General features: G+C 58.9%; 11 protein-coding genes. 4 read left to right on the top strand and 7 right to left on the bottom strand.

What is annotated here, in order from left to right:
• Window positions 1-31: 31 nt before the first annotated feature.
• Window positions 32-667: a phosphatase PAP2 family protein gene (locus AB6809_RS13570; protein ID WP_006052039.1), complete on the top strand. Its 636-nt coding sequence runs from the start codon at window positions 32-34 to the stop codon at window positions 665-667.
• Here the strand turns inward: AB6809_RS13570 and AB6809_RS13575 are convergent.
• From AB6809_RS13575 to AB6809_RS13600, 6 genes are read right to left on the bottom strand one after another with little or no spacing between them, the layout of a single operon-like run.
• Window positions 643-1830, bottom strand: coding sequence for a glycosyltransferase family 4 protein (locus AB6809_RS13575; protein WP_006052038.1), 1188 nt, complete (start codon window positions 1828-1830; stop codon window positions 643-645). The two genes, AB6809_RS13570 and AB6809_RS13575, sit on opposite strands and share 25 nt — an antisense overlap.
• Window positions 1831-1882: 52 nt before the next feature.
• Window positions 1883-3199 carry a lipopolysaccharide biosynthesis protein gene (locus AB6809_RS13580; protein WP_006052037.1) on the bottom strand — a complete coding sequence of 439 codons (1317 nt, stop codon included), beginning with the start codon at window positions 3197-3199 and terminating at the stop codon, window positions 1883-1885.
• A gap of 28 nt (window positions 3200-3227) precedes the next feature.
• Entirely contained in the window at window positions 3228-4238 is a 1011-nt protein-coding gene (locus tag AB6809_RS13585; RefSeq protein ID WP_006052036.1) for a glycosyltransferase family A protein, read from the bottom strand.
• 40 nt (window positions 4239-4278) lie between these two features.
• Entirely contained in the window at window positions 4279-5721 is a 1443-nt protein-coding gene (locus tag AB6809_RS13590) for a hypothetical protein (RefSeq protein ID WP_006052035.1), read from the bottom strand.
• Window positions 5722-5742: 21 nt separating this feature from the next.
• On the bottom strand, window positions 5743-6858 hold the full coding sequence (locus tag AB6809_RS13595; RefSeq protein ID WP_107707579.1) for a glycosyltransferase family 1 protein: 1116 nt from the start codon (window positions 6856-6858) through the stop codon (window positions 5743-5745).
• Window positions 6859-6903: 45 nt separating this feature from the next.
• The gene (locus tag AB6809_RS13600; RefSeq protein ID WP_035569443.1) at window positions 6904-9150 is read right to left on the bottom strand and encodes a polysaccharide biosynthesis tyrosine autokinase; all 2247 of its coding nucleotides are present in this window, start codon (window positions 9148-9150) and stop codon (window positions 6904-6906) included.
• Window positions 9151-10339: 1189 nt separating this feature from the next.
• On the opposite strand from AB6809_RS13600, the gene AB6809_RS13605 reads away from it, so the two are divergent.
• Together AB6809_RS13605 and AB6809_RS13610 are read left to right on the top strand one after the other, a co-directional pair.
• Window positions 10340-11221: a GlxA family transcriptional regulator gene (locus AB6809_RS13605; RefSeq protein WP_006052032.1), complete on the top strand. Its 882-nt coding sequence runs from the start codon at window positions 10340-10342 to the stop codon at window positions 11219-11221.
• A 135-nt stretch (window positions 11222-11356) separates the two neighbouring features.
• Entirely contained in the window at window positions 11357-12319 is a 963-nt protein-coding gene (locus AB6809_RS13610; RefSeq protein ID WP_371026838.1) for an ATP-grasp fold amidoligase family protein, read from the top strand.
• Window positions 12320-12388: 69 nt separating this feature from the next.
• Here the strand turns inward: AB6809_RS13610 and AB6809_RS13615 are convergent, their stop codons facing one another.
• Window positions 12389-13720, bottom strand: coding sequence for a hypothetical protein (locus AB6809_RS13615; RefSeq protein ID WP_006052030.1), 1332 nt, complete (start codon window positions 13718-13720; stop codon window positions 12389-12391).
• Between the two features lie 1042 nt (window positions 13721-14762).
• On the opposite strand from AB6809_RS13615, the gene AB6809_RS13620 reads away from it, so the two are divergent.
• Window positions 14763-15767, top strand: coding sequence for a hypothetical protein (locus tag AB6809_RS13620; RefSeq protein WP_371026827.1), 1005 nt, complete (start codon window positions 14763-14765; stop codon window positions 15765-15767).
• Window positions 15768-15804 lie beyond the last annotated feature (37 nt).

Here is a 15804-nt window from a genome sequence, read left to right on the forward strand (position 1 = left end):
CTGTAGAGAACCCAACAACAACGAGAACCCTATGTGGACTGTATTCACTAACATAGGCGATGCGGCCGTCACGTTGCCCGTGGCCGCTGTTTGCGCCTGCTGGATCGCATTATTCGACGTCAAGCTGGCCTGCCGGTGGATCGCGATGCTCGCAGCCGGCGTCGCTATTGTCGGCGCGAGCAAGATCTTCTATGCGGGCTGGGGCATATCGTTTCCGGCGTCTGATTTCCGCGTGATTAGCGGCCATGCGATGCTCTCCACCTCCGTGTGGATGGTGGCCCTCGCATTGCAGCTCAGATGGTGGCGTCTGCCGGCGTTTCTGGGTATTGCGGCCGGTCTGGTTATCGGTGCGTTGACTGGCGTGTCGCGCCTGATGGACCTTTCGCATTCCGTACCCGAAGTCATTTCAGGCTGGATTCTGGGCGCAATCGTCGCGCTGCTCTTCTTGCGAAAGGCGCTTTCCGTGGAGTTCGAACGCCCACGGCCCGCATGGTCGGCGGCGAGCTTTCTGTGCGTCTGCGTGCTCGCCTATGGGCATCAGGCGCCGCTTCAGCGGCTCATTGAAACGCGGTCACCGCAAATACATAGCCATGCTCATTCGATCATGGCTCTCGCCGGCCGCGTCAAATACCGCATTCAGTCTTACGAGGGCATACTCGCAAGGTGACGCTCCTCTGCCGTGCGCTCGCGCACCAGGTAGGGGCGAAGCTGTTCGATCGAGCTGCGCAAAAGCCGCGCGTCGATAAAGTCCGTCAATGCCGTCTTGAAGTTCTCGGTTGAGAACCGCTCGGCATTCTGACGGCAATTCACCGGATCGAATAAAGAGGCATTGCGCTCGAAGCGTGTCACCGCTTCGAGCAATGACTCCGCCGTCTGCTCGCCGAAGAAAACACCCGTTGGCTGCTCCAGAGGCAAGCCGATAACCGACTCGAGCGCACCGCCCCTGCCGAAAGCAATCACGGGTGTGCCGCAAGCCTGTGCTTCCACAACGGAAATGCCGAAGTCCTCTTCCGCCGCGAAAACGAATGCGCGGGCGCGTCGCAAATGATCGACGAGTACTTCGAGAGGCTGGTGACCGAGTATCGTCACATTCGGCCCCGCAGTCGCTTTGATCCGCTTCATTTCCGGGCCATCGCCGATCACGACCAGCCGGCGCTCAGGTGTCTGCGAGAAGGCCCGCACGATCAAGTCGATGCGCTTATAAGGCACCATCCGCGAGGCCGTCACGTAGAAGTTTTCTTTCTGCGTGCACATCACCATGTTGTCGAGATCGACAGGCGGATAGATAACCGTCGCGTCGCGCTGATAAGCCTTCTTGATCCGCCGCGCGATGAAGTGCGAATTTGCCAGCAGATGATCGACGCCATTCGCCGAACGCGAATCCCAGCCGCGAATGTAATGCAGCAGCGCGCGCGCCATGATCGACTTCACGCCCTTGTTCAGATGCGATTCGCGCAAGTACTGATGCTGCAGATCCCACGCATAGCGGATCGGCGAATGCACATAGCTGATGTGAATCTGATTGGGTCCGGTCAGTACACCCTTGGCCACCGCGTGCGAACTCGAAATGACCAGATCGTACGCGGACAGGTCCAGTTGCTCGATCGCAATCGGCATCAACGGGAGATAAGCTCTGTAGCGCTTGCGCGCAAACGGCATCTTCTGAATGAACGACGTGTTGACGGGTTTCCCTTTCACGCAATCGCGATCTTCGAGAAAGTCGACAATCGAAAAGACGTCCGCTTTCGGAAAGCATTCGATAATGTTCTTCAAAACCTTCTCTGCGCCGCCCGAAACCACCAGCCAATCGTGAACAATAGCGACTTTCACTTCTCTCTCCTGTGAGATGACGCGCCGGACGCTTCACCGGCGGCAATCCGTTTCACTTGTCTTTGGCCGCGCTTGTCTGGGCTCTTACACCCCACGCCAGCCCCAGCATTCCAGCGGCGCGCCGCGCGCCCGGCACCAGTCCGATCAGTTCGAGACGGACCATGATGACCAGCAGGATCACGGCGAGCGTTGCTTCACCGAATACACGAGCCATGGCCATGCCCATTGCTCCAAAGCGCGGCGCAAGAATCAGTGCCGCGGCCAGGTTGGCGAGGCCGGAGGCGAGCCCGGCAAACGCGAGCAGCCGGTCTTTCTTGCGCGGAACGAATACGTAAAACGCGACGAATTCGTTGAACGCGACGAATGGGAACATCCATGCGAAACATTGAAGAATGCGCGCGGCAGGCTCGAACTCGGCGCCGAGAATCAACGGCAACAGGAACGGCGACAACGTCATTGCGCCGCAGAAAACGAGCAGTCCATAACCGAGCAGAAGCGCCGCGCCACGGCGCGTGGTCGCATGCGCACCCTCTTTGTCGCCGTGTGCGAGCTGCCGCGAAATAGTCGGCACGAATACCTGCGACGCCGGTCCCATCAGGCTCAGTGCAATGGTGGCGAAACGCTCCGCCGCGCCAAAATAGCCGACCTGAGCCGGCGTCGACAAGAGCGTCAATAGATAGGTGGAAGACGCCGTCAATACAACGGAGCCTGACGAGTAGCAGAAGAGCATCGTCGAGCTGCGAATGAGCGGCATCACGCCTTCCACTTTCAGTCGGGGCAGTCCCAATTGCGACGTGGTGATGCCATAGGAAATGATCGACGACGCCACGCCGGCAACCAGGAGACTCGCCAGCACCCACACGGAATCCTCGGGCTTTCTCACGAGGCTCAGCACCAGAACGAGGCTCACGGCAAAGCCGAATACTTCGATCATGATCGGCGTGCGAAAACGCTGACGGCCCTGGAATAGCCAGCCGAGATTCATTGCCGACACGATGCCGAGCAGCGTGCCCAGCACGCCGATCAGCGGCCGCTCGGACAAGGTAGGCGAGCACATCGTCGCGATCAGACCGATGCTTCCGCCAATCACGGCCAGCATGAGCCGCGCGCTCACATGCAGCGAATAGATTGCATTGCACTCCTTCGCCGAATGCGCTTTAGCGACTTCGCGCATGCCGACGAAGGTGAAGCCGTAACTCACGAGCATCCAGATGACGTTCATGAGCGACATCGACGCGAGCACTCGCCCATACTCGGCGACGCCGAGAATTCTTCCGTAGAACGGCACCACGATGATGAGGTACACGTACCTCATCAGATATCCGCCGTAAACAAACGCAATGACGCTTGCGTTGTCTCGTCTTTCCATTCCGTTCTCCAAATGCCTGCTCCCGGGCTTAACGCTGCGCCATGCGCCGACGCGCAAGCGGGTTCGATATGTAGCGAACCACAAAGTCAGAAAGCGGCGAGTACGGCACGAGGCACAAGCCGGAAAGAACCACAGTTCCGAATTTCTTCTTCACACTCCAGAATGGATTGGCCAGGATCGCGTGGAAATAGCCCCGCGAATCGCGCATCATCCAGCGCCAGCGGTGCGCGAACGTCGCGCGATAAACGCTTGAGCAGAAGATCGCCTTCTCGTGGCCGAAATCATGAAACGTCGGCGACAACTCGATACCGAGACGCGACCGCGCGATGTTGCGCAGAATTGCCCAGCGCATACCCAACGCTTTGGGCGCCTTGGAAATCTGCTCGGAATTGGCGAACGACACCGTGCCGCCATCGGCGTTATGCACGCGATAGCCGCCGAGCGATTTGCGCAGCGTCGCGACGGGGCCGACGAGCGCGGCGCCATAGATCGCGAAGAAGTCGGCGCCGTAGCGATTGATGCCCGGTGCGGGAACCGGAAATACCTGCTTGAGCGCACTCACCCGATAAGCATTGCCCGAGGCGGGCGGCGACGGGTACAGCCAGCCCGCTTGCAGCAGCTCTCCGCAATTGGGCGGCGGCTCGGTGTTCGGCACATAAGCGCCTGTCGTTGCGCCGTTTGCGTCCATCACGTCGAGCCTGAACTGCACCTTGGCCCATGCGCCGCTGGAGAAAAGCTCCATGACTTCCGATACGGCGCTCGGATACAGAATGTCGTCCGAATCGAGCAGGATCGCGTATTCCGTTTCGAGCGCGCTGATCGCATGGTTGTAGGCGGACACCTGGCCGCCGTTCTCCTGGAAGATCGCAGTTATGCGGCTGCCGTACTTCTCGATGATCGCGCGCGAGCCATCCGTCGAGCCGTCGTCGAGCACGACGACGCGCGTGCCGGGATAGTCCTGATTGAGCGCGGAGTCGATCGCGTCCGCTAAATAGCGTTCGTAGTTGTAGTTGCAGATGACAACTGTGACCTGGTTCATGGCATTCGACGCTGTCTGATGTTTCGGTGAATCGGAATGGCTACGCAAGGGAACGGACCGCGATATACGCAAGGTGGGTCGGCGGATCGTTTCCTGCACCGTTGACCCGATCGGGTACCTTGAAGCTCAATTGCAAACCGTCGTTACTCCAGGTGGTCGTCATCGCGTCCTGTGCACTTACTGTGCCCGTCAACGCATCTATGAACTCAACCTTTACTTCGCGCGACGCGGGTCGCTTGAGTCCCGCTACTGTCACCCTTCGCCAACCCGCCGACGCGCTCACCTGCAGCACGATGTCATTGCCCGAACGCAATCCGCTGCCCGAAGCGCCTGGACCAAATTGCAAAGGGTTCGACAAACTTGCCAGCGGCCCTGAAACAGTCTGATGAAGCACGATGAGGCTCCTGCCCGACACGTTGTAAGTACGTACCGGCGGCCCCCGATGAGTCAGACGGAATGGCTCATAGCCGTCCCAGTGATAGATCATCGAGACGTATTTGTTCGGATCGTCCCAGTTGTGATCGAGCGCCCATACCGCGAAGTCGAAGAAGTACTCCGGCAGGTAATGCGGGTCCTTCATATACGCATCGCCGATCTCGGTTTGCCAGATGCCTCTCGCCGGTCCGTTCTTCACATACCGCTGATACAGCTCGTCGAGATCGCGCACACCGAGGTAGTGAGTGTCGAGATAGTCGACCCAGTCCAGCATGCGTTCGTTCGATGCAGGACTTCTGTACTCGAGCCACTTACAGTAATTGGACAGACCGCCCTGATCGGGCCACCCGCCGTAGACGATATAGGCGTTGTACTTGCGGATAATGCGGGCAGCGGGCAGATGCACTCGCTCCACGTAATCCTGCATGGCACGCTCGTACGGCTTCTCGTGCTTGCCGTCCTTGCTGAAGGTCGGACCGTGCCAGAACGTCGCCTGCTGCGCGCCGCCAGACAACGTTCCGGCCGCCTCATTCCAGATCTGGAAGTAGCGCAGGTTGAACGGCGGAGCGGAGTACTTGCGCACGGCAGCCTCGACATAGCGCGTCCACGCGCCGACATCCATCGGCGCGGAATTGCTGTCGCCGGGAACAGTGGCGTTCCACGGCGCCGTATAGCCGAGCAACAGCAGCGACTTGATGCCGTTGCGATTGTTCAAGAGCAGCGCTGTCGGAAGATCGGCGTCGAATTGCGAGCCGGTTTTGTCGACACGCATGGGTGCTCTCGGCGATTCCGGCTGCCCAGGGCCCACCGAATCGCGCCCCCATGTGATACCCATTTGACGCCACATTTCGACGTCACGGCTTGCGCCCGCCCAGCCGTTCGCGCCGATCAGATCCGTGATCCTGCGACCGCCGCTGCTGCCCGTTTGCGGCGCGGCGCTTCCTGACGGCGATGTCTTGCCGTACGCGAGCGGTATCGCGGCGCCAAGGAGGCCCGCAATGGTTCGCAACGCCCGACGTCTGCCGGCACTCTTTCGAATGCGATACATTGGCCTGCCTACCGACATGCGTTAGCTCGCCGACGCGCGGGCCGGCACGCCCGACAACCGAACGCCCGCCTGCCCCTTGAGGATCTCGAGCACCGTCTGCGCCGTCACATCCCAGCGGAATTCGCGCGCACGCGCGAATCCCATTGTCTTGTAGCGTTGGCGGAGTGCGTCGTCGGTCATCATGAGCGAGATCTTTTTGGCAATGTCGTCTGCGGACGTCGCGTCGCAATACAGCGCCGCATCTCCGCACACTTCGGGTATCGACGTCCGCGAAGAAGCGACGACCGGACACCCGCAGTACATCGCCTCGAGCGGCGGCAGTCCGAATCCTTCGTACAGCGACGGAAACACCAGACAGCCCGCGTTTTCATAGAGCGCCTTGAGTTCGCCGTCAGTCACGAAACCGGCCCACACCACTTTCTCGGACTGCGGCTTTTCCTCAGCCAGTTCGCTGTTGAAAATGCGCGCATTCTTTCCGCCGACCACGACGAACTTCACATGGTCGAGATGGCCGAGCTTCTCAATTGCTTCCAGCACGCGTTGCAGGTTCTTGCGCGGATCGAGACTCCCGACCACTACGCAATACGCGTCCTTGACGAGACTCAGGCGCTCCAATACCGCGGGCTCCGACGTCACGCGGTCGAGGTGATCCGCTGCCGGATGCACGACTGCGACTCGCGACTCATCAATTTTCAGGTGATGGCAAATACGCGATCGGGAGAACTTCGACACGGTCAGGATCGTTGGCGCCATGCGCGGCAACATGAAAAAGCACAGGCGATACCACAGCAAGAACTTCTTCGAGAATCCGCCAGGTACGTCGTACACCGCCATGTCGTGAACCATGACGACCTGGCGGCGCTTGAACAGCGGACTCATGTTGCACAGATTCAGAAGCGTGACGCCTCTCGCGGCGATGGGCAGCGTGATCTGCTCCCATAGCGTGCCGCGCAGCCACGAAAAGCGCCGTTGCCATTTCAACAGCGCCCCCGGCTCTCTCGCATTGCGCGGGACGTAGATCTCCAGCTTCTCGCCTGCGGGAACCCGCATTTGCATCGCTCTCGTCAATTCATACGCGACTCTCTGAACACCCGTGACGGGTTGCGAAGTAAATTTCCCGTTAATTGCAAACGCCATCTGCTTCTCCGTTTTGCGAATTCATCGACGACAGTGGCAACTCGCTCACGTCCGGAGAGGTGCGCTGGTCGGATCGGCATCGCCGTAATCGCTGGCGTAGTTCGTTGCATATCCATAGGTGCGAGTACTGCGCCGAAGCGGAATGCCGTTGAACACAGCGCCTGCAATGCGTCCCTCGGCGCGCTCCATCTTCTTGATCGTGTCTTCGATCTCTTCCTCGCTCTGCATGCCCGAGCGCAAAACCAGCAGCGATGCACCGGCTTCGCTTGCAATGATCGACGCGTCGGTGACTGCGAGGAACGGCGGCGTATCGAAGATCACCAGATCGAATTGCGCGCTGAGGCGTTCGAGTACTTCCTTGAAACGCGGCCTTGCGAGCAATGCGGCGGGGTTGTCCGGACGCGATCCGCATGAGAGGAACGACAAGCCTTCAATACCCGTGTGACGAAGCGCATTGCGTAGCGGCATCCGGTCGGAAAGCACTTCGGAAAGTCCGCCACGATTGCTCTGATTGAAGAGCGATGCGAGATGACCGCGACGCATATCCGCATCGATAAGAAGAACGCGTGCGCCGATCTCTGCCTGCAGGGTCGCGATATTGGCCGCGACAAAGCTCTTTCCTGCCGACGGCGTCGGTCCAATCACCATCAGGATGTTGTTGCGTGCATGCGCCAGATCGCGCGCCAGCGAAGTGCGCACTGCTCGCAGCGCCTCGACGGAGTTATCGTTGGGGAAGCGTTCGGCCAGTACCCTGTTGCCGCCGGCCGCCACCTGTATTTCGGACGCACCGCCCGCCACCGGCTGCGGCAATCCGGCCCGCGCCGCGGCACCGGGCAATGACTTGGCGCCTGGACTGGTTCTGTCGAGCAACGACTGCTGCTGACTGAACAGGATCTCGCCGAACACCGGCACACTCATTCTGCGTTCGACATAACGCGGATCGGTAACGCCCGTCAGCACATGGCGGCGCATGAACACCAGCACGATGCCCGAGACGATGCCGAGTGCGAGACCGCCTGGCAGCACGAGAATCGGCTGAGGTTTCACCGGACGATGCGGCGTGATCGCCTGGTCGACGATATGCGCGCCGCCGGTAGTACTTGCGCGACGCACCTGCAATTGCTCGGCCTTTTGCACCATGCCCAGATAGATCGTCTCCGCGACTTTCTGCGCGCGCAGAAGATCGACGCTCTGGCGCTCCGAAGCGGGCATACCGTTGAAGTGGCCGCTGAAATTCGCCTTCGCGCTATTGAGCTGGGCGAGTTGCGTGTCGACACTCTGCACCCAGCGGCTTTGCGGCGTATAGCGCTCGAGAAGCTGCGTGCGCTGCAATTGCAGTGTCGCGATCTGCCGGTCGATGTCGAGACCGCCTTGCAGATAGGCTTGCGCCTCGGCCGTCGGCTGCATCGATTGCGAATTGGCGCGGAATGACTTAAGTGCTTCTTCCGCCTTTCTCAGGTCACCGAGCAGACGCGGAAGTTCTCCGTTGATGAACGCAAGCGTCGTCGTATCGTTGAGCTGGCGGCTCGCAATTGCCGTCGCCAGGTACTGTTGACCCAACGCATTGGCGACTTCCGCAGCCTTTGCCGCACTCTTGTCCGTGTACTCGATCTGCACAAGACCCGAGTCTTTCACTTTGTCGCCGACCTTGATGAGCGCGTCGAAACGCTTGATGGCGTCCACCGCGTTCCAGCGTACGACCGTGAACTCAGTGCCAGGCCGCGCGACCAGTGCATCGACGCGCATCGAAATGCCGTTGCTCGATACCGCCTTGCCGACCGTGCCCTGCAAGAACACCTGATCCTGCGGACCGCGCAACTCGTACGTGTTGTCGTCGCGGGCAACCAGCGTCATCTTTTCTTCTTCGAGATCTTTGGGAACGTCGAGCGCGCCGATCTTTACCTGCTCGCCTCCCCATGCGTATGACTTGAGTCCGAGCCAGGGCCGCGAGGGCTCGCCAGGCGTCGCGAACTTCTCCGCGATATCGCCGAGCAGCGGCAGCTTGCGCGGCGTCACGGAGACGTCGAAGCGGAAGCGCTGAATAACCGGTTCGAGCACCGAGCGGCTGCGGATCACGCCCATTTCCGTCACAGGAGACGGAGCTGGCGGAGGCATGTTCTCCTGATTCTGGAGTGCGAGGCCGAGTGCATTCGGTTCTGGCGGATCGACGCGAATGAGTACATCCGCGGAATAGATCGGCGACGCAATCAGCAAATAGGCGGCGGCCAGGCTGAAAACGACGACCGTTGTCAGCACGATCTCCCAGATATGGTCGCGCATGAGACGGAGCATGGCGCTCGCGCTAAGCTGTCCACGCTCTGTACTGGCAGTGCCAGGGAGCGAATTCAGAGGATAGTAGTCCACCGGTTTGATCCTTCCATGTTTGATGGGCACAGTAATGAGTCGACACCGCCTTGGCTGCACCAACGGTCCACAGTCCAGAGCCGTCTCCGGCAGGAATGCGTATGGCGTAGCGCGACGCGTGGTCGAAGCTACGTCATGGTCTTGCCAAGCCAAGTGGCTGTCCACCTGCTTGAACGATCAAAGGCTGCACCGCCAGCAGCACGGCTCGCCCCGTCTCCAGACTTCGAATCCCCCAATCTCCGGACAACGGCTTTACGCCGCGCACCGCGTTTTATTTGGTTCTACAAATGGTTCGCTTGCTCAATGAAGCGCTGAGCGAATCGTCGAGTCGCCAATACGCAGTCCGGCCCCGGACTTGCGTGAGCGTTGCCTCGTCGTACTTCGTCAGTGCACGGCACTTCGGGACACGGCAATAACTACACCTCAATGGAACCATCCACGCCAAAAGGTGAAGATATTGCGCATTGCTGGCATTCCATAGCGCCTACCGCGGCAACCGCTATTTCTGCAGATGTTGCAGTGAAGCATAGCGCTCGTGCGAATGAGTGGATCGATAGCGGCATAAATTCGGGTGCTAATGGCCGATTCCGCCGAAGCGATTTCCGCGCAACACCCCATCCAGAAAGTGTTGTAGCTATGTGCAATGGATGTAACAGAGTGATACGCGTTAGCCAATTTTCTGTCACTAACATTTAGTGACACTTCAGAGGGTTGATCGCGGCATTCAATGCACGTTGCGCCCCGAGCGGCCTTGTCGGACGGGCTTCTCGGGCGAAAGAGCACTGCGACCCTTATTAGCGGCTTCTGAATTATGCGAAGCAAATCTTGCTGCTTTTCACTGCCTTTTGTATGGCTTTATTTAGCCAGGCAAGGTAACAATTTCCCCAATCATCACTATTGCGCCAAAACACCATCGATTACCGGCCAGGTTCGCAAGGGTGATTTGAGTACGTTAATCTCGTCACGTAGACAGTGATTCACCCTGTTTGGAGAACTAAGCGTGACAACTTCCACCGACTTTCTTTCGTCGTATCTTGATACGCACCGCAGCGGCCCAAGAGTGGCGACACGGAAACCTGCAAAGCACATTGGACTACTGGTGTCGCAGGAATGCTCGATGGCGACTGCTGGAGCAATCGGCGACGCGTTCCGGCTCGCAAACGAATTGTCTGAAGGCGCGACCGACGACTCACCCTATCGTCTTTCAGTACTTTCTGAAAGCGGCGGGCTCGTGACCAGTTCCTCCGGCATTTCGATCTGGACCCAAAGCATCGAGCGCAATCGGCTCGGTGACTTCCATGCATTGTTTGTCGCGTGCCGCGACGCTGCGCGGGCACTGGAGTCGAATGACCGCCTGCTCTCATGGATAGCGCGCCAAGGCTCTATTGCGTCGTTCGACATTCAGCAAGGCGCGAACCTGGTGGTCATTTGCAAGGACCCGTTGCATTCCACCGTGCCGATCTTCCTGTTCGACGATGCGCCGACCACGACCCGCCCCAACAGTGCGACGCCGACCGATCTTGCGCTCGCGCAAATCGAACGCGACCTGAGTACCGAAGTCGCGCGGAAGATCGCCGACACGCTGCAAACCACCTACGTCGAGTCGGACAAATTCGAACTGGACGATGCGAGCATTACGACGACAACGGAGAAGATCCGTGAGTCGGCGCGGTGGATCAAGGAGAACTACAGCAATCCTATTTCCGTCGCGAAAGCCGCGGAGTGCGCGGCAATGAGCAAGCGCAACTATCAGCGCCGGTTCAAGTTCGAGTTCGGCATGACGCCCCTCGAGTACTTGCTGCGCACACGCTTCGAAGTCGTCCGCGCGATGCTGCGCAATACCGATCTGCCCGTCGACAAGATCGCGCGGCGTTGTGGAATGGGCGACGGCAATCGTCTCGGCCGCCTTTTCAAGGAACGCTATGGAATGTCTCCCACGCAATTCCGCGCGCAGCAGCGCCTGGAAGTCGCGGAACGATGCGTGGCAATCGACGATTGACGATTGACGGCTAATGCCAGTGTGAGCGGGAGCCGCGCCACTCATATATAGAGCGATAGCGCGCCGTCCCCGCTGGCCCTGGCAGGCTACGCACGCCGATTGAGCGTCGAGCCGCTATTCAAAAGGGACCGGACAATGACAACAACGAAGTCTGTACAGTTCTCCAACCAGGCCGATATGCCGGAGGACACCGCGAGCCACCACTTGGCGCCGCGCAAGGAATCTCCGGCCAGAAGGCTAAAAGAAGCAGCCAAGTCGATGCTGCCGGCACCGATATTTTTGAGCCTGCTGCATCACAAGGAAATTGGCCGCTATCCGAACCTGCTGCGCCCCACTACGTTCAACGAAAAGATCCTGCAGAAAAGCCTGCGGCCCGACCCGTGGTTCGTCGAGCTGACCGACAAGCTGACGGTCCGCGAGTATGTTGCGAGGAAAATCGGCGAACAGCACGTCATACCGTTGCTGGCTACGCCCGACGTCTTCACGAAAGAAGTATTCGACGCGCTGCCTAATGCATTCGTCATGAAGGCCAACCACGGCAGCAGTTACGTCGAGGTGGTCACGGATAAATCGGCAACATCGTTCGAGAAACTGCGGGATCTCGCGAACTACTGGCTGTCGCTCGATTTCTACAAGATCGCGCGCGAAAGACACTATCGGCAGATCAAGCCACGCATCTTCTTCGAGCAACTGCTGCTCGACGAGAGCGGCAAGATTCCTGCCGACTACAAACTGCACTGCTTTGGCGGAAGAAGCGGACGCCCGATCATCTACATTCTGGTGATTTCGGACAGATTTGGCGGGAATACGCGGGGCGACGTCTATGACGTCGACTGGAATCATCTCGACATAGCGATTGGCTACTACAAACGCAGCCCGATACCGGCGCCGCGTCCCGAGAATCTCGAGGCCATTCTGCATGCGGCCACGAGACTTTGCGAAGACTTCGACTACGTTCGCGTCGATCTATACGCGCCGGATAACCGCGTTTATTTCGGGGAGCTAACTTTCACTCCCGGCGCGGGCGTTCTGCCTTTTACGCCAGACAAGATCGACTACGAGTGGGGGAAACTGGTGCCGCAGACCTTCTGCCGCTGATATAAACCTGGCCTCGTCCCACGAGGGAGGCGAGAACCAGGTTCATTACAACAGCATCTTAGACGTCGTTCAGGTGTCCGCGTGGCCCGACGTGAAGCTGGTGAACGCGTTGTACGGCGCGTCGATTGCCTTACCGTCGACCATTATGCCGTACGTGTTGTTTCCGCTATCCAGAACGTAGTACATGACCGACTGGATGTTGTGGGTCTTTCGGGCATTGTAGAACGCGGCGAGTCTGTCCGAGATGTAAGTCCCGCGATAGCTCTCCGACTTCTCCGGCCCGGTGTTCCACTCGGTGACAATCAGCGGCACGCCGTAGCGGGCCTTGCAATACGTGGCCAAGTCGAAGCCCGGTCCCGCACCGTCGGTGCCGACGTTGAACAGGTCGCCGTATACTTCATAGTTGTGCCACGTCGTGACGTCCCAACGCACCGTCGGATGGCCCCCGCTGCCGTCCGGCTGCCTGCCTTCCCATAGTGCATCCGAGGCGCCCACGTCCGCCACGCAGAAATTGATCCCGCACTTCGCGGACGGCTGCGCCGACTTCACGCCGTCGATCATGCCGCGCATGACACCGCGCATGATGGGCCAGTTCTGGTTGTTGAAGTCGCTCGCCTTCGAACCCGCGTACGTGAAGTCCACCACGGTTGCGTCCTGTCGCGTCAACTCGTTGCCGCACTCGTAAATCGTCACGCCATACGGCTTCAACGCGTTTGCGACGGTTGCGCCGACAGAATAACCGCGATTGTAGGCAACGGATTCGCTGCCCATCAGGCCGCCCGATTCATACACGCCCTGGTCGATCAGCACGAGCAGCGTAAGTCCTGCCGACTGAAACGCTTGCGCAAGCTTGACGACCGCATTCAGATCTTTCGGATCGTCGGTCACGCCAACGCGATAGCTCGTGCAATTCATTCCCTTCAGAATCGACACGACCTGTTCCGGCGTATACGTGTAATCAGCGTGTCCGTTCATACCGTAGAAGCTGCCCGGAACGGGCGCCACGTCGATACGCGGGTCGCTGCAATGCAGCCATTTTTCGGGCACATCATCCGCGTTCACATAGAACTGACCGCCGGTGCCGCAATGCCATATCTTGCCGCCATACCAGAGCACGAGCGACACGCTATACGTATTGCCGACCGTCGAGCCGTTGCGGTAAATCACGCCGTTGACGAGCGTCCACACGTCGCCGTAACCGTCAATGATCGAAGCGGCTCCCGGCATCACCGTACCGTTTGCCGAGGCGTTCGCGGCCGAGACTTTCGCCATTGGACTCGCGGAGGCCTTTGCTGTTGAACCCGTGCTGCCGTCGCCGGAGCCACCGCCACCGCACGCGCTGAGAAGATAGCTGCCGGCAAGGGCCGTCAAGCCGCCGAGGAATTGTCGTCGTTTCACCATGTTTGTTTTTCCCACTGTCGAGAAAGTTCTCGATAAAAAATCAAAAGATGAGTTTGTGAAGTTCGGTAGAACCTGCGATTATTCAAAAAAACAATTGTTATTAATTCGTTGTGCTTATCTATGCACAATTGCATGCTGCGCCATCGGCACTTTGCATAAGTGCGATCACATTGCCGGAGACAACGTGGAATAAATCGGTTGGCGGTAGAAAAAGCTCCGCCCGTCGCGATGCGCTCGACGCCGCGATTCGTTAATGGACCACCTGGAAACGCCACTGCGAGACAGCTGTTACCGGTCACTCGCTCGGAAAGTTGTTCGCTTCTCCGTCGCGACCGGGGTAAATCGTACCCGGTAATGCTGGACAGGTCACACGGAAATCGGTGCTTTTGGGGCAAAAAGCAGGAATCTTTCCGAGAACTTCGCGTAACGCAAAAATTCCTGCTTTCAGATGATGATCGGAAGATTAGATGGACAGCGCGTTAGTGCATCCGACCCTAGGACAATTGTTCTCTTTTACATGAGCTTGCAGTAAGTCTTTCTTTCTAGCGCAGAAGTGGTGCACGCCATAGGAAAAATTAACCATCATCAGACGAAAGCCGATCTAACAACGCACGCCGCCTACACAACGACGGATGGAATTTTCCGCATTCAATCGTCCGACGAAATTTCCTTTCTCGTGGTTAACGCTATTCGAGCGCATTCAAGCGGGGAGCGAGTCGTCGGCAACGGACAAAAACAACCTAGCGTTCGCAAACCGGGCAACAAGCAAGGCTCTCAACAAGCGAGATTAAAACCTCCCTCGCAAATAGATATATAAGCACCTGACAGCATGCATTAATGGCTATTTGACCTATTAGCAAACCCGCACACCGCATCAAGAACACGACATCTGCGTTTAGTGCGTCAACACACGTACGCGCCGATCGCGCCGCTATAGTGTTGAGTGCCGTGCGCTAATTCCCTCACACCGACCCTTGTTTCTCTTGCGCCGCGGCCATCTGCACACTACCTTCGTTGTACATACTCTGGTGACTATCGGATAGTGTCCGCGAATCGATCCTGCAAACATGCTCTTGCGCCTCTGTCGGCGCTTCTATTCGGCGCTCTCGCCGGCTTTTCTTCTTGCGCACAGGCGCAGGAGTTCTCGCTACTGGCGGGTCCCCTTTTTAGTGCAGGCTCGAATACCTACTCGTGGAGCGCGACGTATCGCGAAGGTTTGGGGCGCTACGCAGCGTGGAGCTTTTCCTGGCTCAACGAGGGGCATCTGCCCAACCATCATCGTGACGGACAGGCGCTGCAAGCCTGGGGACGTATGCCGCTATGGAACGATCGCCTCGAATTGTCGGCGGGCGCCGGGCCATACCGGTACTTCGACACCACCGCGGCAAGCGCCGGCGGCGATTATTCGAACACCCACGGCTGGGGCGTATTGGCCAGCCTGCGCGCCGCCTATTATTTCGACCGACGCTGGATTGCCCTCGCCCAACTGAATCATGTACATGCGTTCGGCGGTCCTCACACGACGGCGCTGCTATTCGGCGTCGGTTATCAGCTCGAGGCGTCCGGCGAGCCGGGCCCGCGTGAGCGAGCCGTACCGCGAAGCTCGAACGTGACGAGCAACGAGCTAACAGTCATGTTCGGCAAGACGATCCTCAACAGCAACGAGTCAGAATCGGCGAGTGCGGGAAGCCTTGAATACCGGCGCGGCTTATGGCGCTATGTCGACGTGAGCGCGTCATATCTGCACGAAGGCGGCCAGATTCAATCGCGGCGCGACGGCGTCGCCGTGCAGTTGTGGGCAACGCGCGCATTCTTCGGCGACAGCCTCACGTTATCGGCGGGCGTTGGTCCTTATGTTGCGATCACGCAGACCGACAACCTTCCGCAAGACCGCACGGGCGACGGCCGCGTTTCTGCGCTCTTCGCCGTGTCGGCGAGCTATCGCTTCACCTCGCGCTGGCTCGCCCGCGTGACGTGGAATCGCGTGGTCACCCGCTATAACCGCGATACGGATTTGATCGAGGGCGGCATCGGTGTGCGGTTTTGATCTCGCGCCATCGGGCACCGAGCACGCGCGAACGTAA

The sequence above is a fragment of the Paraburkholderia sp. RCC_158 genome, from assembly GCF_041355255.1.
Lineage (GTDB): Bacteria > Pseudomonadota > Gammaproteobacteria > Burkholderiales > Burkholderiaceae > Paraburkholderia > Paraburkholderia graminis.